The 26,892-nt window shown below is 67.3% G+C and carries 23 protein-coding genes and 1 pseudogene; 7 read left to right on the top strand and 17 right to left on the bottom strand.

Annotated elements, in window-relative coordinates; genetic code table 11:
• Positions 1-2: 2 nt before the first annotated feature.
• From OV287_RS00660 to OV287_RS00650, 3 genes are all read left to right on the top strand, one after another.
• Entirely contained in the window at positions 3-341 is a 339-nt protein-coding gene (locus OV287_RS00660; protein WP_267532000.1) for a hypothetical protein, read from the top strand.
• 179 nt (positions 342-520) lie between these two features.
• The gene (locus OV287_RS00655) at positions 521-1,552 is read left to right on the top strand and encodes a hypothetical protein (protein ID WP_267531999.1); all 1,032 of its coding nucleotides are present in this window, start codon (positions 521-523) and stop codon (positions 1,550-1,552) included.
• A 190-nt stretch (positions 1,553-1,742) separates the two neighbouring features.
• On the top strand, positions 1,743-2,759 hold the full coding sequence (locus OV287_RS00650; protein ID WP_267531998.1) for a trigger factor: 1,017 nt from the start codon (positions 1,743-1,745) through the stop codon (positions 2,757-2,759).
• Between the two features lie 21 nt (positions 2,760-2,780).
• Here OV287_RS00650 and OV287_RS00645 read toward each other — a convergent pair whose 3' ends face one another.
• Both OV287_RS00645 and OV287_RS00640 read right to left on the bottom strand, forming a co-directional pair.
• Positions 2,781-3,119 (bottom strand): hypothetical protein, encoded by a 339-nt coding sequence (locus OV287_RS00645; protein WP_267531997.1) that lies wholly within the window; start codon positions 3,117-3,119, stop codon positions 2,781-2,783.
• A 460-nt stretch (positions 3,120-3,579) separates the two neighbouring features.
• Positions 3,580-3,846: a hypothetical protein gene (locus OV287_RS00640; RefSeq protein WP_267531996.1), complete on the bottom strand. Its 267-nt coding sequence runs from the start codon at positions 3,844-3,846 to the stop codon at positions 3,580-3,582.
• A 324-nt stretch (positions 3,847-4,170) separates the two neighbouring features.
• Between OV287_RS00640 and OV287_RS56320 the strand changes: the two genes are divergently transcribed.
• Positions 4,171-5,481 (top strand): cupin domain-containing protein, encoded by a 1,311-nt coding sequence (locus tag OV287_RS56320; protein ID WP_373371796.1) that lies wholly within the window; start codon positions 4,171-4,173, stop codon positions 5,479-5,481.
• A 1,115-nt stretch (positions 5,482-6,596) separates the two neighbouring features.
• Here the strand turns inward: OV287_RS56320 and OV287_RS00630 are convergent.
• From OV287_RS00630 to OV287_RS00560, 14 genes and pseudogenes are all read right to left on the bottom strand, one after another.
• The gene (locus OV287_RS00630) at positions 6,597-7,331 is read right to left on the bottom strand and encodes an SMI1/KNR4 family protein (protein ID WP_267531994.1); all 735 of its coding nucleotides are present in this window, start codon (positions 7,329-7,331) and stop codon (positions 6,597-6,599) included.
• Positions 7,332-7,373: 42 nt separating this feature from the next.
• Positions 7,374-8,189 (bottom strand): PAAR domain-containing protein, encoded by an 816-nt coding sequence (locus OV287_RS00625; protein ID WP_267531993.1) that lies wholly within the window; start codon positions 8,187-8,189, stop codon positions 7,374-7,376.
• On the bottom strand, positions 8,186-8,470 hold the full coding sequence (locus OV287_RS00620; protein ID WP_267531992.1) for a PAAR-like domain-containing protein: 285 nt from the start codon (positions 8,468-8,470) through the stop codon (positions 8,186-8,188). Before OV287_RS00620 ends, OV287_RS00625 begins: the two co-directional genes overlap by 4 nt.
• On the bottom strand, positions 8,467-9,525 hold the full coding sequence (locus tag OV287_RS00615; protein WP_267531991.1) for a beta-ketoacyl synthase N-terminal-like domain-containing protein: 1,059 nt from the start codon (positions 9,523-9,525) through the stop codon (positions 8,467-8,469). The genes OV287_RS00620 and OV287_RS00615 overlap by 4 nt, the downstream gene beginning before the upstream one ends.
• Positions 9,522-10,535: a DUF2169 family type VI secretion system accessory protein gene (locus OV287_RS00610; RefSeq protein WP_267531990.1), complete on the bottom strand. Its 1,014-nt coding sequence runs from the start codon at positions 10,533-10,535 to the stop codon at positions 9,522-9,524. Before OV287_RS00610 ends, OV287_RS00615 begins: the two co-directional genes overlap by 4 nt.
• A 73-nt stretch (positions 10,536-10,608) precedes the next feature.
• Entirely contained in the window at positions 10,609-11,202 is a 594-nt protein-coding gene (locus OV287_RS00605; protein ID WP_267531989.1) for a hypothetical protein, read from the bottom strand.
• A complete protein-coding gene (locus tag OV287_RS00600; RefSeq protein WP_267531988.1) occupies positions 11,159-11,593 on the bottom strand; it encodes a hypothetical protein in 435 nt (144 codons plus the stop codon). Before OV287_RS00600 ends, OV287_RS00605 begins: the two co-directional genes overlap by 44 nt.
• 61 nt (positions 11,594-11,654) lie before the next feature.
• A pseudogene (locus OV287_RS00595) lies at positions 11,655-12,968 on the bottom strand (IS701 family transposase).
• 461 nt (positions 12,969-13,429) lie between these two features.
• Entirely contained in the window at positions 13,430-14,092 is a 663-nt protein-coding gene (locus tag OV287_RS00585; RefSeq protein ID WP_267531986.1) for a hypothetical protein, read from the bottom strand.
• A gap of 362 nt (positions 14,093-14,454) precedes the next feature.
• Positions 14,455-15,606 carry a VWA domain-containing protein gene (locus tag OV287_RS00580; RefSeq protein ID WP_267531985.1) on the bottom strand — a complete coding sequence of 384 codons (1,152 nt, stop codon included), beginning with the start codon at positions 15,604-15,606 and terminating at the stop codon, positions 14,455-14,457.
• The gene (locus tag OV287_RS00575; protein WP_267531984.1) at positions 15,603-18,119 is read right to left on the bottom strand and encodes a DUF5682 family protein; all 2,517 of its coding nucleotides are present in this window, start codon (positions 18,117-18,119) and stop codon (positions 15,603-15,605) included. The genes OV287_RS00580 and OV287_RS00575 overlap by 4 nt, the downstream gene beginning before the upstream one ends.
• A gap of 3 nt (positions 18,120-18,122) precedes the next feature.
• Complete coding sequence (locus OV287_RS00570; RefSeq protein ID WP_267531983.1) at positions 18,123-19,289, bottom strand: AAA family ATPase; 1,167 nt, start codon at positions 19,287-19,289, stop codon at positions 18,123-18,125.
• A 15-nt stretch (positions 19,290-19,304) separates the two neighbouring features.
• Positions 19,305-20,915, bottom strand: a complete 1,611-nt coding sequence (locus OV287_RS00565) for a hypothetical protein (RefSeq protein WP_267531982.1) — start codon at positions 20,913-20,915, stop codon at positions 19,305-19,307.
• Between the two features lie 12 nt (positions 20,916-20,927).
• Positions 20,928-21,458, bottom strand: a complete 531-nt coding sequence (locus tag OV287_RS00560; RefSeq protein ID WP_267531981.1) for a hypothetical protein — start codon at positions 21,456-21,458, stop codon at positions 20,928-20,930.
• 189 nt (positions 21,459-21,647) lie between these two features.
• Between OV287_RS00560 and OV287_RS00555 the strand changes: the two genes are divergently transcribed.
• The 3 genes from OV287_RS00555 to OV287_RS00545 are packed head-to-tail and all read left to right on the top strand — an operon-like array spanning position 21,648 to position 24,101.
• Positions 21,648-23,141 carry a DUF2380 domain-containing protein gene (locus OV287_RS00555; RefSeq protein WP_267531980.1) on the top strand — a complete coding sequence of 498 codons (1,494 nt, stop codon included), beginning with the start codon at positions 21,648-21,650 and terminating at the stop codon, positions 23,139-23,141.
• Complete coding sequence (locus OV287_RS00550) at positions 23,138-23,608, top strand: NUDIX hydrolase (protein ID WP_267531979.1); 471 nt, start codon at positions 23,138-23,140, stop codon at positions 23,606-23,608. The genes OV287_RS00555 and OV287_RS00550 overlap by 4 nt, the downstream gene beginning before the upstream one ends.
• A 22-nt stretch (positions 23,609-23,630) precedes the next feature.
• Complete coding sequence (locus OV287_RS00545; protein WP_267531978.1) at positions 23,631-24,101, top strand: NUDIX hydrolase; 471 nt, start codon at positions 23,631-23,633, stop codon at positions 24,099-24,101.
• Positions 24,102-24,180: 79 nt separating this feature from the next.
• Here OV287_RS00545 and OV287_RS00540 read toward each other — a convergent pair whose 3' ends face one another.
• Positions 24,181-26,682, bottom strand: a complete 2,502-nt coding sequence (locus tag OV287_RS00540) for a carbohydrate binding family 9 domain-containing protein (protein WP_267531977.1) — start codon at positions 26,680-26,682, stop codon at positions 24,181-24,183.
• Positions 26,683-26,892: the final 210 nt, after the last annotated feature.

The following is a 26,892-nucleotide window of genomic DNA, read 5'->3' as shown; positions in this document are numbered from 1 at the left end:
TCATGCCGAAGAAGACCTTTCTCGTGACGCTGACGGTCGCGGTCGAAGCCTCCGATGAAGAGCTGGAGTCGGGGCTCTCCGAACTCGCTCAGGTCGAGCGGTCGCTGACTCGAGCCGTGAATGCGGCTCTGGAGCAGCCTCCGCCCCTGGGCTGGCAGACCCTCAGCTCCTCGGAATTGGACCCCGCGTCGAGCAACTGTGGTCGATGCACCCGGTGTGGAAGCTGGGTGACGGACCGGGACCGGCCGGAGCCCTTGAACGGACTGTGCAACGGAGCACGTGTGGACGGTCAGCTCCTCTGCGACGAGCACTTGCCAGAAGGGCACCGCTGGGCGTTCTGATCTTCATGCCCGATTGCCCGGGCGATTCATGCCGACTGGGGAAGTCCAATGATTCCGAGGACTTGGCGCTTGGACAGCGCCTCCGCTCGCGCTGCTCGAAAAAGAGGCGAGCCTGACGCAACTCTCGCGCGTCGGGTGCGATAATCCCGGCAGGTTCCATTCATTTTGTGAGGCCCCCCATGGGTTTCCCCGACATCAAGAAGACCTTCAATACCGTCCGCACCAACGTCCAGAAGACGTTTCAGGAGAACAAGGAACTCGTCAAAGGCGGGGTCGCGGTCGCCAGCCAGGGCGTGAAGGCCTTCAACTTCGGTAAGGACGCCTTCCAGCAGATCAAGAACGTCTCGACGAAGGGCGCGCAGGGCCTGCTCGGAAAGACGAACCTGGACTTCGTCCGCAATCCCACCTTCGATAAGGGTGCGTTCAAGGGTCTGACCAAGTTCGGCGCGAACCTGAACGCCGGCCTCCGTTACGCGGGCATCCCCGGTGCGGTGGCGGCTGGCGCCACGGCCTTCAAGGACATCCGCCAGGCCATCCGCTCGGGCAGCAAGGACGACATCATCACGGCCACGCGCTCCAGCCTGGACGCGGCCAAGGCCGGTATCACCGCCGCGACGGGCGGCATCGTCGGCAGCAAGGTGATGGGCGGCGTGCTGGGCGGCACCATCATGAAGGGCAAGCTGGACGCCGGGAAGGCGGCCGTCGACGCCTTCAAGAAGAGCCTCCCCAACGCCAGCGACGACGTGCTCAAGGCCGTCAAGAACGCCGCCACCAAGGGCATCATGGAGGGTGGCACCGCGAAGGCCGTGGGCCGGGCCATCTCCTCCGCCGCTGGGGACGCCGCGAAGGCGGGCAGCACCCTGGCCCAGGGCATCCTGGGCAGCGGTACGCGCTCCGCCGCCAAGGCCGCGCTGTCCACGGTGGGCAAGGAGGCCGGTGAGGCCGCCCTCAAGCAGGGCGCGAAGGCCGCCGCGGGCACCGCCGCCAAGACGCTGGGCCGGTTCGCTCCGGGCGTCAACGTGGCCATCGCGGCCGTCGACGTGGCCAACGCGGGCGCGACGCTGATGGACAAGAACGCGAGCACGGGCAAGAAGGTGACGTCGGTCATCACCGCGGTGGGCTCCATCGCCGCGGCCACCAACATCCCGATTGTCAGCCAGGTGGGCGCCGCGGTCTCCACGGTGTCCAGCATCGTGGGCGCCTTCTTCTAGGCGGTCATCCTTTCGCAGTTTGTCAGAGCGGCTCGGCTGGACTAAACCAAGGTCCATGCCGAGCCGTCGCTTTGTTCCCCATTGGCGCGGACGCTGGCTCGCCTACCTCCCGGGAGCATTCGTGAGCAGCAATCAAGGGAATCCAGGATCAGGTCAGGGCGTCGAGCGCCTTCTCAAGATAAGCCCGGTGGTGAGCAGCGTCTCCGCCGGGGCCCTCAAGCTCCCCAGCGTGGCGGCGCCCTCCCTGGAGAAGCTCTCCGTGCGGGTCCCCACCCCGGAGGATTTGACCGAGGAGGATCTGCTGCGGAGCTTCCACGAGAAGCGCCGGGCCCTGGCCACCACGCGCGAGCGTCAACCGGGCGAGCCGCTGGAGCTGGGCGACGACGTCCAGCTCAACATCGTGGGCTACTGCGATGGGAAGCTCATCCCCTTCTCCGCACGCTTTGGCATGAAGACGGAGTTGGCGCCCATCGAGGCGCTGCCCGGGTTCTGCGAGGCCGTGGCGGAGGGCGGCAAGGTGGGCGAGTCCATGCAGATCGCCCTCGAGCTGCCGGAGAACTACCCGGTGGAGCACCTCCAGGGGAAGCCGGCGCGCTTCCTGGTGGACATCGTATCCGCCCGCGCGGTGACGCTGCTGCCGGAGAGCTCCCCCGAGTTCCTGGAGAAGCTCGGGATGGGCAGCACCTTGGAGGAGGTCATGGACAACCTCCGCGAGGAGCTGGAGGACGAGCTCTCCGGGCAGCTCTGGGTGCAGGCCCAGGACATGGTGCTGGACGAGGTGGCCCTGCGCGCACCGGTGGAGCTGCCTCGGGCGCTGGTGGACGAGGAGCTCCGCCGCCGCTGGGTCCAGGCCGAAGGCCAGGCCATGGTCGAGTACCAGTTCGACGTCGAGGAGCAGCAGGAGGCGCTCCGGAGCTGGCTCACGGACCCCACCACGCGCGCGGACGCCGAGCGCCGGCTGCGCATTGGCATCGTGCTGAAGGCCATCACCGAGGCGGAGAAGCTGCAGCTCACCCCGGAGAATCTCGAAGAGCTGATCCGCGACCACATGGAGCCCTTCGGGTTCAGCGCGGAGGACGTCCACGCCGCCCTGCGCGAGACGCCGGAGACGACCCGGCGCCTGACCGAGCTGGGCTGGTACCTGCTCGCCGTCAAGCACGTCATGAACAAGGCGAAGGTCACCTTCGAGGGGGCGGAGCAGGGTTGAGGCGCGTTGTCCGAGCGCGACTCAGCCCTCGCTGAACCACAGCCCCAGGCCGCCCAGCAGGCCCATGCCCAGGAACAGCGCTGCCAGTCCCCACGTCTGGCGGCGCGACCACCTGAGTGACTCGCCATACCGGTAGCCACACACCAGGATGAGTATGGCGAACCCCAGGCAGATGGACGCGGGCCCCAGGGCGACCAGCGCCTTGCGGGGTGTCCCGCTCACGTCCATGACCGCCAGCAGCAACAGCGGCCAGAAGCCGATGACGAGCAGGCCGAACACGAGTCCGAAGGCCCGCCTGCCCTCGGGGCTGGTCAGCTCCAAGAAGTCCAGGACCTGCCGCCACCAGGAGCGGGACGGCACCTGAGGCTCGCGACGACGTCGGGGGGCGGTGGGCGGCACGCGCGCGGACTCCAGGGACTTGGCCGGTGCTCCAGGGACTTCTAGTGCAGCCCGGCGCCTTTTTGAAGCGCGACGGGGCCGCTGAAGTCCACTTTCGCCCCGCACACTGGCGCATCCGAGCATCGGCCCGTGTCTCCACGCCCCTCCGCGTCGTCATGCGGCTCGCACTCCTCGCCAGTGGATATGCAGTGAGCGCGGGCGCCAGTCCTCCAAAGCATCGCGTCCTGGCCGACGTCTTCGTGCGCACGCGCGCACAGCATCGCGGTACCGGGTTCAACGGTGCCCGAAGGCAGCCAGCGGCTGGGGGCCGCTTGTCGGGCCGACCGGCGGCTATCAAATCCGCTGCTCCACGTCTTTTTCGTGACCGAACGATCCCGAGGCCGATTGCGCCTCGCGTGTGTTGTGGTTTCCTTGATTTTCCTCAGGACGAGTCTTGAGAAATGATTGCTCTCTTGCGTATCTGACTACTCCGCCGAGATGAGGGTGACGAGCTTGGGGTTGAAGCTGGGATGGCCTTGCGGTCGAAGAGGTCCACCACATCGAACTCGAGCGGGGGGATCGTCGGAGGCGGCTGGAAGGAGAAGCGGTAGACGCTGTGGATGGAGTCGCGCTGCCCCACCACCTCCGGAGGTGGGGCGGGAAGAGACTCGGCGGCGGCACGCAGCTCGGAGAGCACCTCCTCATCCATGCTCGAATCGCAGGAGGGGGCACGGATGGTGGCCGCGAGGAACCTGCCCCCGATGGGGCCTGGACGAGGCGCACCTCCACCTCGCAGATACGGCCGGATTTGCGCCGGGCGGACGTGCCGGTGGCGCGCCAGACCCCGAGCAGGACGTCCTGGAGCTGGCCAAAGTAGGCATGGACGAACCCGCTACGAACCCGTTGCTCGGCCACGAGCCCGCGCACCGCGTCGCCGGGCTCCATGGGCTCGGGGGCACGCCGCCGAGGTCCTGCCGCACCCGTCGTGCCCGTTCCCGGGTCCTTGCCGGGAGCGCTCGCGAGTGGGTCCGGGATGAACTCCCACGCCGGGGCGGACGGGGAGATTCGAGGCAGGAGGGACTCCTGGCGCACGGGAAAGTCGGATGCCAGTGCCCTGGGCCCCGAGGAACCCTCCGCCGCCACGCTTGCGGCGCTCGGCGCCCGGGGACTCCCGCACCACGTCAGCCACATCGCCAGCCGCACGCTCTCGTCCTCTCACGAGCCGGTTGTCGCCACCTTCGCTCTCTTCTTCCTCGTCACTGGCGGCAAGGGATGCGGCCACCATTTGGAGCTGGTGGACGTGCGCCCGGGGGAACTCCACTTCATCCCCGCGGGGGTGGAGATCCACGCCCTCAACGAGGGTGAGCTGGAGGGCTGGCTGGTGGCCTTCGACCCCACGCTGCTGAACTCGCTGGAGACGGAGCCGCCGGGCCGTGCCCCGGTGACAGGAGGGCCTTCGGCGGCTGACCTGGCAAGCAGCCTCGCCGCCCGGTGGTCCTTCAGGCTCCTGCCCGGTGAGGCGCGGCGCCAGCAGATCGAGCGCCTCATCGCCGCGCTGGACGCGGAGCTGAGCGAACGGTTGCGGGGCTTTGAACGCGCGACGAGCGCCCTGTTCACGCTGCTACTGACGGAACTCCAGCGCGAGGCGCGCGAGCACGCGTCTGGGCATTGGCCATCGCCGGGCAGGCTGGTGCGGGACGTACTCGCCTTCATCGCGACCCACAGCCTGGAACCCATCTCACTGGCGGACGTGGCGGCGGTGGACCGGACGCCCTCGTACGTCGCCACAGCGGTGCACGAGGAGACCGGGCTGACCGTGGGCGATTGGCTGCTCCAGCGCAGGGGCCACCCCAGCGCGCGTGGTGTTGAGCCCCAAGCCGTAACACTGCCCCACAAGCCCACTCCCCCTGCCACCCCCTCCTGGGTGGGCCGCTTGGGCCGGCGTGTGCCTGAAGCGGGCTGCACCTCCTCTCCACAGGCCCGGCGCACAGCCCGGCTGGCACTCGTCAGCGGCCCTCCTCGTCTCCTCGGCTCCAGCCCTCTCCCTCAACAGGTCCCCCATTCCGCCCACACGCGCCACGAGGAAGGCGGGCTTCATGGAAAGGATCCACTCGGTGGCTTCGGCCATGGCGAGGGGAGTCTGGCACTCAGGGGGTATGGGGGCCAGCCCTTCCACTCCCAGTGCACCAGCGGGCGAGGGCCTCACGCTGGCGGCGCACGGGCCAGTCGGGCTCGAAATCCAGGGGCCTTCCGGAACGGAGCCTCCATTCCAGGGCCGTGCGGCTTCGAACCGCGAGCGGGCTGTGCGGATCCTCCAACTCCTCCAGGCAGCCCTCGAGGGTGAATCGCCGGCCGTGGCGCCAGCGTTGCCCCCCTTCGAACTGGCGCCCATGGGCTTCCCACCACTGGCGCCAGGCCCGAAGGTCGGTGCTCCACGCTTCCTGCTCCTGGCCCGCTTCTTCGCCTTCTCCGGCGGCTACCCGGACCTTCAACCCGGGCCCGGCACCGCTGAGGAGCCCGAGCGCCGAGGCGGCGGCCTGTCGCTGCCGGGGATTCTCTGCCTCCAGCTGCTCCAGCAGTTCGGGGACGGCGGCGGCCAGCCCCAGCAAGCCCAGTGCCTCGAATGCCGCTTCGGTGAGGGGAGGCTGGCGCGTACACAGTCGGCGCAACACGGGCAGATCCTGGGTGTCCCCTGCCAACGCGAGCAACGGCGGGAGAGTTGGAGGCGGCATGCCGGAGTTACACAGCTGGCGACAGAACGTCAGCGCCTGGCGTGAGCCCAGCAGCAGCGCGGCCCGTGCCAGAGGCTCTGTATGCTCGGTGGGCGAATGGGCGAGCAGGGATTCAATGGATGGCAGGGCGGGCCGGTGGCCTAGCCGGGCGAGGGCCAGGGCGGCGGTGCTACGGACCCCGCCGTCCCCATCCTCGAGCAGGGGCATGAGCCGGGATGGTTCTCCCTCCCGGCGGTGACCGAGGAGTGCGGCGGCGGCGGCACGCACCCGGGGATGCGCATCGACCAGCGCTCGGGAGCAGCAATCCGCCAACTCGGGGTGAGCGGCGAAGGCGAGCGCCTCGGTCCAGGTGGGCAGCACTTCCTCGAGGCTCGCCTCCCGGGCCTGGAGAAGGGGGGCGATGCCCGCCTCCTGGGGCGCCAGTGATGCCAGCACATGGAGCCCCGCGAGGAACTGCCCGTCATCTCCGCTGGCCACGGCTTCTCGCGCACAGCCCAGGGACACCTCGGCGGAGGCACGCATGGCCGCGAGGTGGCGGGCGAGCCGTGTTTCGGTCTCCTCGGCGTCGGTCCAGCGGGCACCGGCCTCGTGGAGCAGCCGCTTGCGTTGCCGCAGGAGGAACTCCACCTCTGAGAGGTGCTCCTCCTGGAACTCGCGCAGGAAGGACTCGGCGCCAGAGTGATCCAGCAGGGTCTTGGTCATGGTCTGAGAAACGGTCGGGCTCACATCAGAGGAGTGCCGTGTTGTCACGAATGATTTCGATCAACTTCTTGAACTCCCGCTCATCCTGCGCGGCCAGTTGCGCCGTCATCCCGCCCCCCTCGGGATTGCGGCTGGCATAGAAGGCCGCGTCGCCTCTCTCGAAGAGTGGGTTCAGTTCGCTGGTGTACGGCTGCTTCTCGAATCCCAACCTCGCCAAGACCTTTTCCACGGAGTCCATCAGTCCGGGCGGAACGCGCGACAACCCGTCTTTTCCTTCCTCGAAAGAGGGCGTGAACTGCCGCCGATGGGGCATCAATCCCATTCGTTTGACATCGAAGGCGAGCACGAAGAGCATGTCCTTGAGCGACGGAAAAGATACCCAGAGATTGTCGGTTGTCTTGAATGGCTCCTGGGGGTCGGCCCTGAGCACGGGACAGTCCTGGTGTTGGCCGTCACCACAGTCGAGGAGGTATCGATCGTAGGGATCCTCGACCTGCGCACCGATGAAGATGAAACGGGTAGGCGGCTTCTTCTTGCCGAGTTCATAGAATTTCAACACCCGGCCAATACGAAAGTCAGTCTCTGGCATCTGGAGGTCGCCCATGTCCTTGCCCAGATGCAGCAGGAACTCCTTGTAGTGGGCTGGTAGGGCTCGACCCACCAACTGCGCGAGTCTCACCGTCTCATCAGCGGAGGCTCCCCGAATCTTCGAGGGGTATTCCGGATCGTATTGCCGGATGAATTCAATCAGGTCGCGCATCTTTTCCTCCCGGTGACTTCAGGAACAACGCGGTCACCGCACTCAACACGTCTTCTCCTGGACATCACAGAGCATCGCAGTCAACACCACCTTGCAGGTGTCACATGAGGGAACGCTCTGACGATGCCTGAATGCTTTTTCTGCCTCCAGTTCGTTCCGGAGGTGCTTGACCCTCACGATCTTGCTGCCTTGGGGGAAGCGCCGGAGAATGGGGGGGCGGAACCATATCTCGGACATCGACCCAGGCACGTGTCCATCACCCAAGGCCTTCTGGATGAGCTGGGGCCCCGCGCAAACTCCTGGTCTGTTCCTGCCGATGTTGTCCTTGAATTCAGAAAGCTTCATCTTCTTGCCCTGGGGATTCGTAACGATGGCGTCCTTGCCCAGAGGAGAACAGAGGGTCCACCTGCCATCTCTTTGTTGAAGGCTCTTGACCGCCTCTGTGAACGCATCAACGTAGTAGCCACCAGACATGGCTGCATAGAGTTTCTGCCCGCACTTGCAGATGAGGGCGCCGATCATGTAGCCCGAAAGGATCTCGACCCCTTCTTCGTTCTCGTGCGTTTTGAGCATCCCGAGCTTCTGCTTGCTGGCCACTCTCAAGATTTCTTTCGAGAGTTTTCGCGCCTCCGCCTGGACGAAGTGCAGCTCGTGTATACGGTGCTCTGATTTCTCCTTTTTACACTCGGGGCATTTCGTATTTCCCTTGACCGGGTCATCCCCATACGCCAGCCCCGTTCCGCCTTCCTGGAGGAAGGCCGTGTTGAAGGTGTTCCCGTTGTGCTGGGTGACGTCCATGAAGCGCACCACCCCCTTGCCTTCGAACTTCACGTCCAGGCTATAGGTGCCCCAGGTCATCTTCCCCTTCGTCTTGGAGGAGATGAGCCCCCGCCCGCCGTTCCGGCCTCGTCTCCCGTGCTCGTGCTCAGGGCCGAGCCCTTCAGCGCCACCGGATTGCCTTCGATCTCCACCGTCTTGCTGGCCTCGGACAGGTCGCCGTCCTTCGCCACGTTGACATACGGCACGGGCACCGGTCCTCCCGGAGAGGGGGTCTTGCACACGTCAGGTGCCGCGGAGATGTTGGTCTTGCCATCGCCCTTGTGGACGATGGTGCGCCCGTTCGCGAATGTCTTCGTCATGTCTCCCTCGAGATGATGAAGGCTCCGACCCGGCCCTCGTCGGAGCAGCCGTACACCAGGGCCCGGAGGGCCTGTTCGTGCTCCGGGTCCAGCTCCCCCAGGACATGGAGCGCATGGCCGAGTTGGATGGCACCGGCGCCTGCCCCCACGTCCCCCTGACTCTCCGCCACCAGATGGCCCACCAACGGTTCGGGCATGAGGGCCGCGTTGCGCAGGTATGCCCGGTTGAACTCATGACCCCAGTAAGCCTCTCCCGTCTGGCAGGAGAGCACATGCGCGACCCGCCGGGAGCCAGCGGCCGGGTGCGCGTGGAGCTGGCGGAAGACCGACGTGAGCCCCTCGGCCAGGCTGGGCTCGGTCTGGAGCCTGTGGCGGGGCTCCTTCGCGAGCGCCAGGGCGTGGATGCGTCCCTGGGCTCGTGGCCCGTCGCGCCTGGGCGCCGAGGCCCGCGCGAGCAGCACGAAGCCGGCTCCTTCCCCAGGGAGGATACCCTCCCGTGCCGAGGAACACAGCAGCCGCCTCCGCGCCAGCAGGTGCTCCAGTGAGCCCGGGTCGCACAGGGAGTCCACGGCCCCCACCACCACGCGCCTCGCGTGCCCGGACAGGAGCAGTTCCATGGCCCGGGCCAGCGCCACGAAGAATCCCGCGCGTCCGTCGCGGCATAGCCCTTCGGGCCGCACCTGAAGCCGGGCTGGCGCCGCCACCTCCGCGAGTGCGCGCAGCAGCGATTCCTCGTCAACTGCCGGGCCACTCCCCGGTGTTGGCAGCGCCAGCACCAGGGGCAGGGGCTCGGTCTTCTCCACCCGTGCTTCCTTCAAGCAGTCATGGAGCGCGGTGGTGGCCAAGGCCCCCATGCGCTCCGAGCGTGTGCGGTGCGGCTCCAGCAGCGTCAGCCGGGAGGCCCGGAGCGGCTCTCCCTTCCTGTCCAGCACTTCCGTCAGGAAGAAGCGCACGGTGCCGGCCGCCATCTCCACCTGGGTTGTTCGGGCGGTCAGCCCCAGTGGCGTACACAGTCCCAGCCCGAGCACCGCCACTTCCTCCGGCCAGGTGCTCATGGGGACGCCTCCTCCCAGGGCTCCAACTCGCGTACCACGCTGTATTCGTGCCGGGACAGCTCCCCATGGGCAACCACCGCCGCACGCCAGATGAGCGTCAGGGTTCGCTCCTCGGGCTCGAGATGGATGGCGTCCAGCGCCAGCGGGCGCCGCTCCACCCGGTGCTGGAAGATCACCTTGACGGCCAGGCGATGCCGGGGCAGCGGGAAGGCCCACTGCCCGTCGGGCGACAAGCCGGTGAGGACCACGGGCTCACCCCCCTTCAACCAGGGCGAGGCCACGAGTCCAGGGGCCGCCGCCTGGAAGAAGCGACGATCGAAGTCGGGTGGCCACAGGGGGGCGCGGTTCTTGAGCCATGCCTCGTCATACGTGCCCGCGTAGGCGAGGCGAGGCTGCCAACTCCGGGCAATGGGGCCGAACCCCACGGGGGTCACCTGGTCGGCGTGGTGGCGGAGAAGCTGGAGGGGATCCTCCAGGTTGGGAAGTGGCTGCTCCACCGCCGCCCGGGCCGAGGCGTAGAGACCTCTGCCCACCGGGTTGCGCGGCTCGGTGGCCCCACCGAAGCTGCGCTCGTAGACGAGCGGCATGGACTCGAAGGGCAGGGGGTCCAGGGGACGAGGCTCCAGCAGACCCCGTGCCCACACTCGCTCGCCGAAGACCTGGAGGACCTTCCGACAGGGGCCGATCCGGACGCCCACCTGCATCTCCTTGATGGGCTTGCCTTTCGGTGCCCAGGCCTTTCCGGAAATGTAGATGTCGGTGGCCGGGCGGAACCAGGTGCTCTGTCCCTCCACGCGAAGGCTGGACGTGTCTGGCGGCCCCCACCATGTGTCCTCCATGGGAGGAGGGAACTGGTGGTCGCTGCGAGCAGGAGGTGCCTCCGACGAATGGCCAGCGGGTGGCAACTCGAAGCGGCCGGCGATACAGGCGACCAGCAGTTCCCGTCCCTCCTCATCCAGGGATGGGAAGGTCACGGCCTCGAAGGAGGTGAGGTTCTCGAGGTTCGGCATGGGTTGTTGTGTCATCCCCCCGGTGACAACAGGCACTCCAGTGGCTTCTTTGGCTTCCCCTTCTTCGTCGGGACTACTCCTGAGCAGGAGCGGTCTTGAAATCGGAAACCACGGAAGCGAACCAACTCAGACGCCCCACCAGAACCGTCCAGCACCCGGAGACATCCGGCCCGTCCAGCTTGATGATTCGCGCATACTGCTTGTCATCGAGCGATTCCAACGCGATTCCGGGGGAGCCAGCGATGAGCTTGTTCTTGTCCAGAAAGGCGAAGAAGTCGTCCGCCTTCTTCCGGACCGCGTCGTTGGCGAAGCTTCCCCGGCATCGAACGACGATGGGCCCCGCGGCCCTTCCTTCCAGTCGGATGTTGTGGCGGTTCCGACCGGACTCCCTGCCGATGTTGAACTCGATGGCGATCCGGATGGGCCTCTTGGGATCGAGATTTCGCTCCTGGAGCGCGATCAAGAAAGCATCCCGTGTCGTGTTCTCCGTGGGGAACTGCGTCGATGCCATCAAGATCGTGGCATGGCTCGACGAGAACGTATAGGTATCGAGGATCGAGAGGTCGCGCGGCGTGTTGGGGATGCTCCAGCGCCTTTCGATAAATGGCCTCTGGCTGGCCACATCACGCGTGGCGCGACCAGCTTGGGAAGAGCGTCCTCCCTTCACACGAAGAATTCAAGTGCCTCGTTCCTGGAAGATGGCGACCAGAATGGAGCGCGGGCGCTCCATCAGAACTCAGAAGAGGTCCTTGGTTGAGGATTTCGTTCCCCCATTCAGCTTCTTGGTCGCGCGCGCTTGGATGGGGTTGTGGATCGCCTTTTCCATTAGGCTTCTTCCCCTTGATTGGGGTGTCAGGAATGCCTTGCTTTACCTCCTCGGCATAACTCTGTTGGTTGCGTTCGAGAAGACGGTCGAGCATCTTGTCTATGTTTTCAGACTTCAATGTAAAACACACGCCGAGCGGTGTTTCAATAAAACCATGCCGCTCTTTTGCCAAGTCACTCCAGCCATAGCATCCCAGTACTGCTTGATTGATGTCCTCATACAGTTTGCGCAATTGCGCTAGACTACCCGGTCAGATGCGAGAGGGCCCGAGGGGAGGAGCGCGGGCGCAGATGCTACGCAGGCAGAGAGGACAGTGGCCGATACGGCGCAGTATCAAATGCTGAAGACGGCGGCGCACCTGGGGCAGCGTCCAAGGTGTCCGCCTCCGGGGAAAAAAGCGCCCGGCGCGGGGCGAGAAAACCGTGAGCCATCATGCAGAGCGTGGCGTGGTGGTGGAAGCCACGCCAGGAGCGGCCTTCGAAATGGTCGAGGCCCACCTCCGCCTCCATCTCCTGGTAGTTGCGCTCCACGCGCCAGCGCAGCTTCGCCAGCCGCACCAGTTGTTTGAGCGGTGTGTCGCCCGGCAGCGAGGAGAGGTAGTACTTCGTCGGGGCCTTCTGCGCCTTGGGCCATTCAATCAGCAGCCATTCCTCTTGGCCAGGTGCAGCACCGTGGACGTGCCGCTCGGCCGAGTGCACACGCACGGCGGCAAAGCGCGAGGACTGCTCTCCACGGCTGCCCTCACGCCAGGTGACGGTATGGAAGTCCTCCTGGGGCACCTGGAGGGCGAGTTCCTCAATGCTCCAGGGCTTCACCCCCTGGGCCTCGCAGCGCGTACGCGGGCGTCCATTCTTTCCCTTCTCCTTCGGCGGCTGCGCGGGCCTGGCTCCTGGTGGCCACACCTTGTGCGTACCCTGCACGCCCACCTGGTAGTGCAGCCCTCGTGCCCTCAGGCCGTCACGAAACTCCCGAGCATCCCCGTACCCGGCATCCGCCAGGGTGACATGCTGGCGCACGCCCCACGCCAACGAGTCATCCAGTTGCTCCAGGGCAATCTCCCACTTGCGCAGGAAACGTACCTCCTTGGGGACTCCCGCGACGCTGCGACGCTTGCGGCTGTGGGGCCACTCCTCGGGCAGGTACAGCCGCATGGCGATGCAGCCGCTGCCTTTTTCTCTCCCGCCAGATGCAGGCTGACGGCCACCTGGCAGTTGTCAGTGCGTCCCAGCGTCCCGGAGTACTGCCGGGCCACGCCTACCGAGTGCGTCCCCTTCTTGGGAAAGCCCGTGTCGTCTATGACGAAGGCTTCCAACTCCGGCAGCTCCGCCTCCAACTTCGTGGCCAGGCGCCGACGCAGCTCGGCATCGCTCCAGTTGGACGCCGACACGCACTGTTGCAGTCGCTGGCGCATGGCATCCACCTGCGCTTCATCCTCCACCAGCCGGGCCGCCATCGGCTCGATGCTCTTGCGCTCCCCCCTCCAGCAGCAGCCCCGTCACGTACCACTCCAGAGCACGGCGCCGCTCACTGCGCCCCATGCCCTCCACCATCGACTCCATGTACTCGCCCAGCTCCCGGTCGAGCTGGCGCAGCTGTGCCCGTGTCATCCTGACTTGTAAACACGGGTCGCCCGAGGTTACTTCCGAAGTGACCTCGTAGTACTAGGAGCTTGTCGGAGAATCGCCGAAAAACGACTCCTACATACCAACCATAGCGGTGTGTTTGAGTCGCACTACCCCTCATGTAGTGGGTAGCCGAGGTATTCCGACAGGCTCCTAGTGTGAGGGTGGTACGCGCCGGGAGAGGACCGTGCACGTTGCCGGCGTAGTCCACCATGAGCACGCCGCCCTCGCCCACGGAGACGACCCAGCCCACGCGGCTCGACGATGCGCTCCTGCGATGGAACCTGCCCTCCACCGGGCTTCCGTCCAGGGTTCGGCGGTCATACAGCTCCCAAGCGATTGGAGTCCCCCCCTGAAGCCCACGTCCACCTGCCTGGACAATGCCGAGGCGCTCATGGCCGGTGGCCCCAGCATCCGCTCGAGCTGCTGCACCGCACTCTCTGGGGCTACAGCGCGAAGTCCACCGTCGCGGGCGCCACCTTGATGTCCGTGCACTGCGCATCACACACGACGGGGCCGTCGCACCTGGCGACCCCCGCGCGGAACGGGACGACGCCAATGGGCTCGAACGTGTAGCGGCCCTCGGCCTCGAGCGCTGGCATGACGAACTTCACTGTCGTGCCCTCCACGGTCAGCCGATACACGCGGTCGACGATCTCCTCGGCCCCTTCCTTGCGGACGAGCAGCATGTCCGGAGAGACGAGATCCGTGGCCGGGGACCACTGCAGCACCACGGGGTCACCCGCGCGCACGCTGCCGGTGGCTGGCGACGCGAGCGTCACCGAGCGCGCAGCGCACACCGATTGGAACTCCGCGCGCCACTCCGTATTTCCATCAGAGATGACGATGTTCGCGGTCTCCGCGGTGAAGTCGGGGAGGCGCGAAGCCGCGTCGGGACGGCTCGCGCGGTGGTTGTCGTCGACGTAGAAGCCGGGAGGGCTGCACACATCGCCCTGCGCATCGTACGAGTAGTACGTGCTCCCAGTCTGGAAGGTGCCCAGGCTCAGCTCGTTGATCGCCCCCGTGACGCCGCGACGCATACCGACGCACCCGGGCGCCCCCGTGATGATCGTCACGCGCATGGCGCCCAGGCCGTGAAACGAACCCAACGCGTTGGCTCCAGTCGAGACGCTGAGGTACAGCTTGGGCTCAGGGAGCTCCTGAAGGCTGAGGCGGGGTCCCTCGGGATCACGGCCGCAACCCATTGCAACCAGGAGGCTCGAGGCGAGAAGGAACGAGCGCATGGTCGGTCCATGCTGCCGACGGAGCCGCACCGAGTCCAGCCATGAGTAAGGGCAAGCGGATGGGTGACACGCAGAGAGAACCTCGTGCAGCAGAGCGGCCCACCTGCCCTCACGGCCCGTGAACCTGACCCCGGCGCAGGGCCAGCGCAGCTCGCCTGGTGTTGAGCGCCAGGCAGCAGTTGCCCACAAGCCCGTCCCCCTACCGCGCTCCTCATGGGAGGGCGGCCTCAGCCGGTGATGATCTTCCCCATCGCCTCCGCGAGCTTCTCCGGCGTGCACACCAGGATGTCCATCCCTTCCTTACGCAGCCGGCCCGCCGTGTTCCGGTTGTATTGAGGCTGCGCGTCATAGCCGAGCGCCCCGAGCCCCACCATGCGCACATTCGCGTCCACCAGCCGCCTCACCACGCGCACGAGGTCCTCCTCGGAGCGGCCTTCGTAGAAGTCGGTGATGAGCACGACGATGGTGCGCGCAGGCTCGCGCACGAGCCCCGAGCAGTACTCCAGGGCCCGGGTGATGTCGGTGCCGCCTCCCAGCTGCACGCTCAGGAGTACGTCCACCGGCTCTCCGACCTTGTCGCTGAGGTCCACGATCTGCGTGTCGAAGAGCACGAGCGACGTCTTGACCCCGGGCAGCTCCGCGAAGATCGACGCCATCACCGCCGAGAAGATCGCCGACTCCAGCATCGAGCCGGACTGATCCACGCACACGATGACGTGCCAGGGCCGCTTGTTCTTCTCGGCCGCATGGAACCAGATCCGGTCGATCAACAGCTTCTGCCGCTCGCCGTTCCAGTTCTTGAGGTTGCGCCGCAGCGTCGTCCGGAGGTCCAGGTTCTTGAACACCCGCCTCGGAGAGTGCTTGTCCTTGCGGACGGCCCCAGTAATTGCCTGCTCCACCCGCACCTCGAGCTTCTTCTTGAGCTCGTTGACGACCTTGTCGATGACCTTGCGCGCGAGCACCCGGGTCTTGGGCGTCAGCAGATCCTTGTGCGTCAGGAGCGTCTTCACCAGCTCCACGTTGGGCTCGATCCGCTCCAACAGCTCGGGCTGCTCCAGCAGTTGGTGGATGCCTTTGCGCTGGACGAGCTCGCGCTCCAGCACCTCCTTGGCCTGCCGTGGAAAGAGCTCGTTCACCGAGTCAATCCACCGGGGGACCGTGAGGTTCGAGCCGCTCGAGCTGCCGCCACGCTCGTTGAAGAGGAAGTCGAGCGCCTCCTCCGCGCCCTCGCAGTCCCCGTCGCCCACGCCGGGCGAGATGCCCAGACCTGATTGCTCGGCGCTCTTGCCGAGCACGAGCCTCCAGCGATTGATCTGCCCGCGCTCCTGGTCGGTCAGGTCTTTCAGCGACCGCCTGGCGGGCTTTGGCGGCGTGCTCATGCGAAGTCCCACTCTTTCATGATCTCCCCCACCCGCGCGTCGATCTCCGAGAGCTTCACCGCGGCGCCGACACTCGTCTCCAGCTTCGTCACCGCCGCCGCGTCGTCATCCTTGAGGCCATACATCACGGCGACGCGATCCCCGAGCGAGACTCGCGAGCGCTCGTGCACGGCCTCGAAGGCGCCACGCGTGCGCGGGAGCAGCATGAGGAACTGGTCCCAGCTGGCCACGCGCAGGAGCTCGTCGATGGCATGGACGATGCCATCGGCGCCGAGCATCAACGCCGTCTTGCTGGTCTCCATGACGCCGCTCAGGTAGTCCCCGCACTGGACCATCTCCTCGGGCAGGGCCTTCGCGAAGCGCGCCACGTCGGCCGCGAGGTCCTCGGGCGATTGAGCGCGGATCTCCGTCAGGACGCCGGAGAGCGCACCGCGGAGGCGCTGGCTCTTCGAATCGGCGAGCGTGGTGCGCGCGTTCTCGATGAACAGGTCGCGATCCAGGTCCGCGCCCTTCTCACTGATGAGCACCTCCGCGAGGCTCTTCACCCCGGCCACCACCTCGTCGAACTCCTCGGCCGGGACATTGGCCGCGTTCGGCATGGCGAAGCACGCGCGGCCGAAGCACCGCTCGATCAGGTCATCGAGGAGGTCTTTCTTCAGGCGGCGCCGTGCGGCCTGACGCTCCAGCACCACGAGGTGCGTCAAGGCCTGTCCAAGCGAAGCGAGCCGTGTGTCCGCATCGATCGCCCCGCCGGCCGACGCCTGCAGGCGCAGCACCATCCCCGGGAGATCCATGTTCACGGCTCGCAGCAGGCGCTCCGCGACGGCGCCGGCCGAGCCCGCCGCCTGCGCCAGCTCCTCGTCGAGCTTGGCGAGCGCCGCGGACTCCACGCTGTCGCCGTGGATGCTCTCCTCGATGAGCGCGGCCTCGACCTTGGGAGTCCACGCGACCTCCCACTCCTCGGTGAACAGGGTGCCCGCCTTGTCGACGGCTAGCTGTTTGGCGAAGGGAATGCCGATCTGCGCGAGCCGGTGGAAGAAGATCGAACGCCGCTCGTCTTCCGCCTGTTGCAGCTTGAGGACGACCTTGGCCTTCCTGTCCTTGGTGACGTACTCGCCGAGGTCGAGCTCGTCGAGCGCCTTGTAGAAGTCATAGAGGAGCGGGAGCTTGCCGAGCGCGGGGGTGACGCGGCCCACGGCCGTGCCGGTCTCGACAGCCTTCATCGCGCCCAGGAGGTACCTGCCCTCCTGCTGCGGCGAGCCCTTGCAACAACAGGAGATCAGCGCGTCACGCACGTCGTCGAGGATCGGCGCGGAGCGGTTGCGCAGATTCGCGAGCATGCGCGCATGCTGCGTCACCGAGATGGCGTCCGCCGAGGACAGCAGCTCTCCGTCACGCCGGCCACGTGCCAGCACGCTGACCACGTGGTCCACCATCGCGGCGACAGGCGCGTTCGCGGGGTCGGACTCGGAGTGCTGGAAGAGGCGCTCGTAGTAGAGGGGCGCGCGATTACCGGCCCCATAGCCGGTGTCGGAGCTCGTCCGCAGGTAGGAATACGGCGCCAGGGAGTTGTACACGGTGCCCGGCGGAAGGGCCCGGCCAGGCTCCGTGCTCTTCTCGAGGAAGATGTGGAACCCGCCGCACACCACCATGGCCTTCTCGGGCGGCGTCCGGGTCTCGGCGAGGGTGCGCGTGATGGTGCTCCACATATGCGCTTCGCGCAGGAGCGTGCCGTCGAGCTCCATCCGCTCGCGGCTGGTGGTGGCGCGCACCGCAGCGCAGAAATAGGCCAGGTCGCGCCGGAAGCTCTCCGTGTCCGAGTGGCGCAGGGACACGTCGAAGAGCGCATCCCAGCACTCGTCGAAGGAGCGGTACCCCGCCGCGTCCGCGAGCTTCTGGTAGAAGCTGCTCTCCACTGCGAGGTGTTCCCAGCCTGGCTGGCTCTCGTGGTGCTCGGCCACGTGATGCTCGTCATCGCGGGGCGGACCCACCTCTTCTTCGGGCGCGGGCTGCCGCGGGCCGGACTCCTCTGGCGCCCCCTGGAGGCCTCGCTCGGCCGCGCTCTTCACCCGGGCGCGGTAGGGCAGGTCGATGAACACCACGCGCGCCCCGAGCGCTGCCGCCTCGCGCATGGCCACGTACTCGGGTGAGTACGAGAGCAGCGGATAATAGACAGACACCTTGAAGGGCACGTCGGGCGCCGGGCTCTCGATGCCCGCGAGCCCAAGTGTGTTGTCGTCGTCGCGGTACGAGGAGAACAGCGCGATCGGCGGCTTCGTCTTCTTGTCGACGATGTGCGGCACCAGCTCCGAGGCGTCCGAGGGGGCCTCGATGAAGACGATCGACGGCCGCCGCGCCTGGATGGTCTGGGCGACGTGGCGGGCGACCGCGGGAGAGTGGTGCCGCACCGGGAACCAGTGAAGAGGCTCGGCCAGCACGGCGTGCGCGCGCGCTTCGATGCGCCCGGCGTCGAGCTCCTCGAGGATCTGGGCGATGGGGGAGGCGGGGGTCATCGGCTATTTGATGGCGGAGATGGCCGCTTCGTAGAACGCCTTCCACTGCGCGTCGCCCTCGCCGCGCTTCTTGGCGACCAGGGACAGGTACTCCTTGAGCACCTTCACGTCGTCGAGGTCCTCCTTGACGATCGAGCCCACGAGGTTGCGGCCGATGGAGTCGGCGCCCACGACGCCCGAGCCGAAATACCGGCTGTGGATGGCGGCATCGAGCGCCACGCCGATGGCCTCGGCGGTGGACAGCGTGGTCGAGGGCTTCTGGACGTTGACGCCCTCGGCCGTCACGCCATTGCGCATCTCGCGGAACACCGTGGCGAGCAGCTTGAGCACGGGCTCCTCCACGCGGGCGGCGATCTTGTAGCGCTCGAGCAGCTCCTTGGAGCGGGTGCGGACGATCTCGACCTCGGTCTTCTGGTCGGCGACCACCGGGATGTGCACGTAGTTGAAGCGGCGTTTGAGCGCGGCGGACAGCTCGTTGACGCCCTGATCTCGCGCGTTGGCGGTGGCGATGATGTTGAACCCAGGCTTGGCGAACACCATGGCATCCCCCGGCAGCTCGGGCACCGCGATGGCCTTGTCCGAGCAGATGGAGACGAGCGCGTCCTGCACGTCACCGACGCAGCGGGTGATCTCCTCGAACCGGAAGATGGCGCCCTTGCGCATCGAGATCATGCACGGCGAGGCGATCATGTTCTCGGGCTTGGGCCCCTCGGCGATGATGCGCGCGATGTTCCACGAGTATTTGATCTGCTCCTCGGTGGTGCCGGCCGTGCCTTGAATCGTCAGCGTCGAGCAGCCGCTGATCGCCGCGGCGAGGTGCTCGGAGAGCCAGCTCTTGCCCGTGCCCGGATCTCCCACGAGGAGCAGCGCGCGTTCGCTCGCGAGCGTCACGATGGACCGCTCGACGATGGTGTCGTCACCGAAGAACTTGCGCGTGATGGGCACCTCGACCTGGGCGCCATTGATGGTCGCGGTGAGCGGCTTCTTCGTCCCGACGATGTAGGCGAGCACCGAGCGCGGAGACAGCTTCCAGGCGGCGGGGACCTCATCCTTCTCGTTCTGGCGCAGGGCCTCCAGCTCGTGGGCGTATTTGATCTCCGCCGGCTCCTTGAGGATCTCGGATACGGGAGGGGCTGCGGTCTCTTCGGATTTCTTCGCGGGTTTCGCCATGCTTCTCACCGGTCCTCAGAACAGATTGCCCACGAGGGCGGAGACATCGAACGTCTTGTCACTCAGCATGAGATGCTCCGGGCCGCCGTCCTTCGTCACCTTCGCCTTGCCCTCGCCCTTGGTGCCCTTCTTCTTCGAGGCCTGGGCCTTGGGTGCGGGCTCGGGCTCGGGGGCCGCGGAGCCGCTGTAGAGCAATGACAGCGGCAGGAGCATCATGCGGCCGAACTCATAATAGGTGATGCCATAGAGGAGGGGTTTGTCGGCCTGCTTGAGCGCCGCGCGCAGGCGTGGCAGGAGCTCCTCGCCGTCCGGGCCATCGGGGATCACCGCATCGAACGAGAGCCCGCCCGCACCGCTGAGCGCGAAGATCCGCCGGCCATCACCGGTCTTGATCGGCTTCTCGCTCATCGTGGCCCCGGCGACGACGACCTCCTCCTGCAGCTCGACCGCGAGATCCAGCGGCCCCGGCGTGTGGCGCTTCACGCGCTCGAGCGCCGCGGCGGGGTCGAACTGGAAGAGGGGTGGCCAGTCCGTATGGACAGAGCCCTCGGTCACGGTGCTCTTGGGCCCGAGTGCGAGCCGGCCGCCGCCGCGCTCGTCGAGCATCAACGCCGCGTCGGTGATCTTCACGACCTTGTCCTGGCGGAAGACCCTGGGCATGAACTTCTGCGGCTGACTCAGGTGCAGATAGGCCTCAGCCGGGAGATCCTTCGCCTTCCCCTCGGCCTTGCGCGCGAACACGAGGCTGTAGGTGATGCTCCGCCCCACGAGCTCCGGCTCCGCGGCGCCCACGATGCGCAGCTTGAACTCGAACGTGTATGCGCTGGCAACGGTGCGCTTGAGCACGCCGAGCGTGACGACCTCGATGGACTTGACCGGCCGCGGTGCAGCCGACGGGGCGGCGGCCAGTGCCGCGAACAGCGCGTCATTCTTGTCGCGGATCGCCTTCACCATCCCGCGGGCGAGGAGCCACGAGCGGTGGAGGAAGAACGAGAAGCGCCGGATCGAAAACTGCGGGTCGCCGGCGAGGTAACGGCCGACATCGTCGTTGACGTAGCGCAGCGACGGACCGAGCCGGAGGAACTTGCGGCGCGACGCCTCCTTGAAGGACGCATCGATCTTGGCGCGCGTGGCCTCGGTGGCGACGGGGACGCCCGTGCGCACCAGGTCCTCGACCGCGCGTGACAGCTCCTCGAGAAGCGCGAGCGCGCCTTTGGGATCTTCGATGGGGGGCGCGGCGGCGGGCGGCTTCACGGCGGGCGGCGCGGAGGCCGCCGGCGCTGCATCCGCCGCCCCTTCTTCGCCTTCTTCACTCTGTGCTGCGACGTATTCGGCCCACGCCTCGGCCGCGGCCTCGAGGCTGAGCACGCGCTCGAACACGTGCAGGCTGGTGTGCGCGGAGAGGAGCGCACGCGGCGCGTCTTTCGTGCCGGCCTCGGCGGCCCGCAGCGCGGCCGTCAAACGCGACGCGATGTGCCCTGCGCCGATGCGCTCCCACTGCTCGGCGAGCGATGCGAGCTTCTTCCAGTCCGCGGCGGACGACGATGCGAGGCCGCGCACATAGAGTTGCTCGAGCTCCGTGCGGAGGGTGTCCGCTTCCTGTCCGACTTCCTCAAGGCTGCTCATCGGGCGAGCCGGCTACAAGGCATAATAGTCTTCAGGGGTGGTCTCCGTCGGGCGCCACTCGATTTCACCGGCCTCGGCGCCCTTGTATTTGACGAAGGTGGCGCTCATCGCGTCCTTGTCGATCACCGGCTTCTTGCCTTTGAGCGCTTTCGTCCACTCGGAGAGCCGGGTGGCGTCGATCTTCCCGCCCTGCACGAGGCCGATCATCAACACGAGCATGTGCTTGCAGGGCTTGTTGCCGCCGAGGCCGCCGCAGCGGTTGAGGTTCTGCGTGCAGCACATGAAGTTCCCATGCTTGTCGATCTTGCACGCGTAGAAGAGAGAGTAGTCCGTCTGGCTTTTGACGACGCCGGTGACGTGCTCATCGGTCACCTCGTCGAAGAGCTGGAAGCGATCGCTCTGGAGCATCGAGGTCGCTTTCTGGACTCGGGCGGAGTCGGTCTGCTTCCTGAGCTGCTCGACGAATCCCGAGAGATTGAGGGTGCCCGCCGACATGCCGGTGTTACCAGACGCTGCGGGTTGGATGATCTTTCGCGTGGCCATGACCTTCCTCTCGGGTGCGCAGTCTAGCGAGGACAGGGGCCCTCCTGTCCAGCACCTGACGGAAGCCCAGAGGGTAGCCGGGCAGGCCAGAGCGCATAGGAGAGCTTCACCCTCAACGGGTCCGTGTGGCCGCGGCCCGGCTCTGTCGGGGGCAATCGCTAAAGTGGGCGTCACCCTCCGGAGGCACTGATGACGTCCACGCGGCTGGTGTTGCCGCTGCTTGCCCTGGCGCTCCTGTCCAACGCCTGTGTGCCGCTGACGCCACCACCCGAGATGGGGCGGAGCCTGCGCTACACCCCGCACGGCGCCACCGGGCCCGCCTTGGCCGGAGGAGCACCCTCCCCTCCTGGGCCCGAGGCACCGGGGCGGCTGCGCAATCGAGGTTCCCGGGAGGCGGTGCCGGGGGCAGGCCCTGGCAGCGCCGACGCGACTGTGTGGCAGAGCGCCCTCGCTGCCCACCTGGCCTTTCGCGGAAGCGCGGGCGAGGTGTCCGGCACCACCCGCCGCATCTCCCGCGAGCTCTCCAGACTCAGGGCCAGCCACTCCGGCATCGCTGGCGCGGGCAACGGCAGCTTCGTCCGCTACGTCGACCATGGCGAAGCCTGGTTGCGATGGATTGACTCTGAGCTTGCCACCGCCAATGAGCTCGCTGCCGAGGCGTCGGAGGTGGAGGACCCGGACATGCAACTCGCCCTGCTGCGCCTCGCTGGCCCACGGTTGGAGGCCGCCATGATGGGCTCCATGCTGCTGGCCGTGTGGTTTGACTTCCTCAACCTCACCGACGCCACACTCTCCCGGCACCTCTACGGCGTGGAGACGCTGTACGTGAAGATGGAGCGCTGCCAGAAGATGCTGGAGCCCTCCATGACGGCTCTTTCGTCCCTGGAGCCAGAGCAGGTGGAGTCAGCGGCGGAGGACATGCCCGCCCTGGTAGGCCACCTCACGAGCGAATTCGCCACACTTCTCGAGGCCATACACAAGGGGGCGAAGGTCCTCGAGACGGCACTGGTGCTGAAGGAATCCATGGAGGCGCTCACCACCCTGTCGGTGCTGAAGTTCACGTTGCCCGCGCTGCGCGCGGCGACTCCCGCCACGCTCGGTGTGGGTCTCATGGTGAGCCCCAACGGCGTGATGATGGGAACACGGATTGTGGTGTCCGCCGAGTGGGTGGAGATGATGCGCCAGTTGGTGCGCGCGGGCGTCCTCTCCGTGCCCGCCGTCAGCGCCGCGGTGCGGATTCAGGCCGGCCTCGTGATGATGGCCCAGGGCCACGGCGACCTCCCGCGGGGCGTGCGCGACGCGCTCGGCGATGCGCCCGAGGTGCGTGCCATGCGCGTGACGGGCAAGACGGGCGCCGGCATGGCCGAGCCCCCAGATCACCACGTCATGCCGAAGGAGTTCCGCGCGTGGTTCGAGAAGCGCGGCTTCACCGGCAAGATGAGCATCGACTGGTTCTGCGTCACGCTGCAGCAATCGCACCATCAGGCGATTCACGGTGGTGGAAACTGGAAGCTGGGGCGCAAGTGGCCCGGTGAATGGAACCGGCTGACCATGGAGACGCTGTACGAGGCTGAGGCCAAGGCTGGCCGGATGTTGACGCGGAACACGATCCTGGAGATCGTCGCGGAGCAAATGATGAAGTACAGAATGCCAATGAACTTTATCCGCTGTGGTGGGAGATGAGCGACGGACGTGCTTGGGAGGGCAACATCAAGGCGCGCCTGTACGAGCGGGTCCGCGAGCGAGGTTACAACTCGCTCACCGCCTTCGCCGAGGCGCGCCCCACTGCTTCGCTACTGGCACTAGCGGACGAGCTTGGCCCTGAGGACATCGCGGCAGTGCAGGTGTTCAGCGGGTTGGTGGCCGAGGCGGAGCGAAGCCGCAAGGTCACACGTTTGGTGCGAGGGCAACTCGTGCGCGAACTGTTTCAGCGTCTCCCCAACGGCTGGCCGGCCGTGCTGGACGACGAAAACCGCCTCAAGGTTGCCGTGGCGCTCGGCACGTGGACCGCTTACAGCCCAGAAACGCATAAGGAGCGCGTAAGGCGGATCGGTGATGCACTCCTTGCCACTCCTCCTCCCCCAGGGTGGCGGCCACTCGGACCCGACGACGAGCTGCTGCTGACGCTCCTGCCCGACGAAGAAGCCTGAGCCTCGCCCCCTGGAGAGGACCATGAGCGAGGGCCGTTCCTGGGAGGGTAACTGGAAGGTGCGCCTGTATGACCGGGTTCGCGAGCGGGGTTACGACTCGGTCACTGCCTTCGCGAACGCCCGCCCCACGGCCTCCTTGGTGGCGCTGGCCGACGAGTTGGGCCCGGACGACATCGCAGGAGTGCAGGTACTGAGCGGGTTGCTCGCCGAGGCGGAGCAGCGCAAGCAGGTCACTCGCTTCGTGCGTGATGTGCTCGTGCGCATGTTGTCCCAGAGTCTTCCCGATGGGTGGCCGACTGTGCTGGACGATGCCAACCGCTTCAAGGTTGCCAAGGCACTTGGTCGCTGGTTTGCGTACACCCCAGAAACCCACAAGGAGCGCGCCGACAGGGCTGGTGATGCGCTCCTTGCCACGCCACCGCCGCCCGGTTGGCGCCCGCTCGGGCCCGACGACGAACTGCTCCTCACGCTCTTGCCTGACGAGGAAGTCTGAGCTTCTCCCCTTTGAGAGGACCATGAGCGAGGGCCGTTCTTGGGAGGGTAGGCTGCCCCCACTCCGCTGAGTGGGAAGCTCAGAGCGCGTAGGAGAGTTTCACCATCAGCGCGTCCGAGTGGCCGCCGTCCAACAGGCCCTCGGGCAGCAGCGTAAGGGGCACGGGCGCCCCGGAACGGGCCTGCGCCTCCTGCGAGCGCGCGTACACCACGAAGAGCGTGGAGCCGAGCGCGTACTCCCAGCGCAGCACCAGGTTGATGTTGAGGGCCGCCGTGTGGAAGGCCGGGTCCTCTCCCGTCAGAGGCACCTCGCGCAGGTCCGCTAGCCGCAGCCGAGAGCCCGGCTCGCCCAGGGCCCCGAAGAAGCGGTCATACCGCCCATAGCCGCTGTAGAGCTGGGCATGCGCCTGGAGCGTCAGCGTGGGCGAGAGCACCACGAGCTGGCGCAGCGTGACCCCGACGAACCGAGGCACCAGGTCCCCGAAGCGATGCAGTCCCTCGGGCGAGCTGTCCAGCCAGCGCGGCCCGTCCGATGCGTTCTCGAAGGAGAGGCGCAGCGAGGTGCTGAGCTGCGGCAGGGGCGTCCACGTCCCGGCCAGCGTGACGTTCTGGCCAGTGCTCCAGTGACGCACGGGCACGCTCACGAGCCGGTCCGCGTACACATCCGCCTCCAGCGCGAGCGGCCGGGAACGGTCCGTAGCGTACGCGCAGCCCCCAAAGACGAAGGAGGGGCGCTGCAGGGCCACGCCCGACCCCACCACCTCGAACAGGTCCTGCCGCGCCGTCTCCAAGCCCACGTAGCAGTCACCCGCGCTCGAGTCCGACAGCACCACCCGCGCCTCCACCTGCGCCCGCGTACTCAGCGGCAGGTGGCGCCCATCGGCGGACCAGCGCTGTTGGGCGTGCACCCCCACCGCCACCTCGGGCAGCCCGCGCCAGTCGATGCGGACGAGCTCCGGGTTCACCAGCAGCAACTGCTCGTTGTGCATGGGCTGAAAGCCGGTGGGGTTGAGGTTCAACCGGGGCGAGGTGAGGCCATACCCGAGGCGCAGCCGCCAGGGCTCCCCCCCTTCCTTGCCGCCGCTCACCCGCAGGCCGTAGCCCATGTCTCCCGAGCGCAGCAGCGTCCCATCCGCGAGCAGCCGGCCCTCGGCGGGCCCGCCCGTCACCCGCGAGCCGGAGAGCTGCGCCGCCAGCACGTAGTCTCCCAAGTCGCTGCGCAGCGCCATGTCCAGCGTGGCCGCCTGGCCTCCCCGGGCAGTACACCCTTCCAGGTCCGCGTCCTCCGGATCGCAGTCCGGCCGCAGCGGGGTGGCCAGCGCCACCGAGCCGCCCACCGTGGCGGCCTCGGACACGCGCGCCCGCACCACGCCGGCCAGGAAGTTGGTGGGTGCGCCCACGCGCCCGGGCAGGGTGTGGCGTGGCGCCACGTGCAGCGGCCTCCACGGCAGGAAGCGCACCGAGGTGTCCAGCGGCTCCTCCTCCCCGCTCCCCGCCTCGCCCGCTACCACCGCGTCCAGCACCGCCACCTGCACGTTCTCCGTCACGCTGCCGCTGAGCTTCACCGCGCCCAACATGGGCAGCTCCAACCCTATCCGCCGCGAGTACAGCAACGACTGCTCCGGCAGCTCGCTGTCCACCAGCGGCTCGAAAAGCTCCAGCCCGTCCAGGAAGAACGGGCGCTTCTCCGGGAAGTACAGCTCCACCCGGCTGGGGTTGTAGAGGAGCTGGTCCGCCTCCACCTGTCCGAAGTCCGGGTTGACGGTGAGCGTCAGCGACAGGTTGGAGGTGAGCCCCGCCTGCACGTCCACCCCCACGTCCGCCGAAGGCCCCAGCGGCCCCGTCCCCTCGCGCACCGAGCGCATCGCCACGTACGGCAGCACCAGCATCTGCCTCGGTGGCCGCAGCTCGCGCAGCGCTCGCAGCTCCGCGAAGCGCGAGACCAGCGCGTTCACATCCCGCGGCAGCGGCACCGACTCCAGCACCTCGTGGGTGCGCGCCAGCTCGCGCCGCACGTGGAAGCCCCAGCGCTGCTCCCCCGCCTCCGGGAAGCGCAGCAGCCGCAACGGAATGCGCAGCTCCGCGCTCCACCCGAGCCCGTCCACCGACGAGGCCCCCTCCCAGATGCCGTCCCACGCCGTGTCCGTCTTCGTATCCTGGGTAATGCGCGCGTCCGCCAGCGTCCCGCCCGCGTTCACCGCGAAGACGAGCCCCGTGCGCCTGTCTCTCAGGCTATCCACCATCACCCGCACCACGTCCGACACGGGCAGCTCATCCCTCCGCCCGAGCGGCGCGCGGATGGCGGAGGGCTGGCCGTCGAAGCACCGCACTCCTACGTAGAGGTTGCTGTCATCGTAGAGGACGCGCACCTCCGTGCGCTCGCTCGGGGCAGCGTCAGGCTCGGGGAAGCTCTGGTGGAAGCGGTCGAAGACGGGGGCCTGACTCCACGCCGCTTCGTCCAGGCGCCCGTCCACGCGCGGGGGCTCGCCGGTGCGCAGCGCCTCGAAGCCCTCTGGGCCCACCTCCCGGGCCTGCACCGGTGCCGCCCACGCCACCGCCAGCAGCAAGGCGAGCCCTGTCATGCGACGTGTCCTGTCCATACATCCAATTCCATTCAGGGAAGTACCTGATACTCCCTCTCCCCTCGGGAGAGGGTGGGGGTGAGGGTGCCCGGGCCCGTTCTTCAACCCGTGGCACTCAGTGGGCAGGGGGGTTCAACCCGGGTTCACCCGATACCCTCACCCCGTCCCTCTCCCGGGGGGCGAGGGGAAATATGGCAGCGTTGTCAGCAC

Origin of the sequence: Archangium lansingense, assembly GCF_026626635.1 — a bacterium.
Classification (GTDB): domain Bacteria; phylum Myxococcota; class Myxococcia; order Myxococcales; family Myxococcaceae; genus Archangium; species Archangium lansingense.
Note: the sequence above shows the minus strand (reverse complement) of the source record. Positions and strands in the feature narration are given on the sequence as shown.

Coding starts and splice junctions, on each gene's coding strand:
- OV287_RS00660 (WP_267532000.1), top strand. CDS start 3: ATGCCGAAGAAGACCTTTCTCGTGACGCTGACGGTCGCGGTCGAAGCC.
- OV287_RS56320 (WP_373371796.1), top strand. CDS start 4,171: ATGAACTCCCACGCCGGGGCGGACGGGGAGATTCGAGGCAGGAGGGAC.
- OV287_RS00655 (WP_267531999.1), top strand. CDS start 521: ATGGGTTTCCCCGACATCAAGAAGACCTTCAATACCGTCCGCACCAAC.
- OV287_RS00570 (WP_267531983.1), bottom strand. CDS start 19,289: ATGGCGAAACCCGCGAAGAAATCCGAAGAGACCGCAGCCCCTCCCGTA.
- OV287_RS00565 (WP_267531982.1), bottom strand. CDS start 20,915: ATGAGCAGCCTTGAGGAAGTCGGACAGGAAGCGGACACCCTCCGCACG.
- OV287_RS00555 (WP_267531980.1), top strand. CDS start 21,648: ATGACGTCCACGCGGCTGGTGTTGCCGCTGCTTGCCCTGGCGCTCCTG.
- OV287_RS00560 (WP_267531981.1), bottom strand. CDS start 21,458: ATGGCCACGCGAAAGATCATCCAACCCGCAGCGTCTGGTAACACCGGC.
- OV287_RS00545 (WP_267531978.1), top strand. CDS start 23,631: ATGAGCGAGGGCCGTTCCTGGGAGGGTAACTGGAAGGTGCGCCTGTAT.
- OV287_RS00640 (WP_267531996.1), bottom strand. CDS start 3,846: ATGGATGAGGAGGTGCTCTCCGAGCTGCGTGCCGCCGCCGAGTCTCTT.
- OV287_RS00540 (WP_267531977.1), bottom strand. CDS start 26,682: ATGACAGGGCTCGCCTTGCTGCTGGCGGTGGCGTGGGCGGCACCGGTG.
- OV287_RS00615 (WP_267531991.1), bottom strand. CDS start 9,525: ATGAGCACCTGGCCGGAGGAAGTGGCGGTGCTCGGGCTGGGACTGTGT.
- OV287_RS00620 (WP_267531992.1), bottom strand. CDS start 8,470: ATGACGAAGACATTCGCGAACGGGCGCACCATCGTCCACAAGGGCGAT.
- OV287_RS00630 (WP_267531994.1), bottom strand. CDS start 7,331: ATGCGCGACCTGATTGAATTCATCCGGCAATACGATCCGGAATACCCC.
- OV287_RS00575 (WP_267531984.1), bottom strand. CDS start 18,119: ATGACCCCCGCCTCCCCCATCGCCCAGATCCTCGAGGAGCTCGACGCC.
- OV287_RS00610 (WP_267531990.1), bottom strand. CDS start 10,535: ATGCCGAACCTCGAGAACCTCACCTCCTTCGAGGCCGTGACCTTCCCA.
- OV287_RS00625 (WP_267531993.1), bottom strand. CDS start 8,189: ATGACCTGGGGCACCTATAGCCTGGACGTGAAGTTCGAAGGCAAGGGG.
- OV287_RS00580 (WP_267531985.1), bottom strand. CDS start 15,606: ATGAGCACGCCGCCAAAGCCCGCCAGGCGGTCGCTGAAAGACCTGACC.
- OV287_RS00550 (WP_267531979.1), top strand. CDS start 23,138: ATGAGCGACGGACGTGCTTGGGAGGGCAACATCAAGGCGCGCCTGTAC.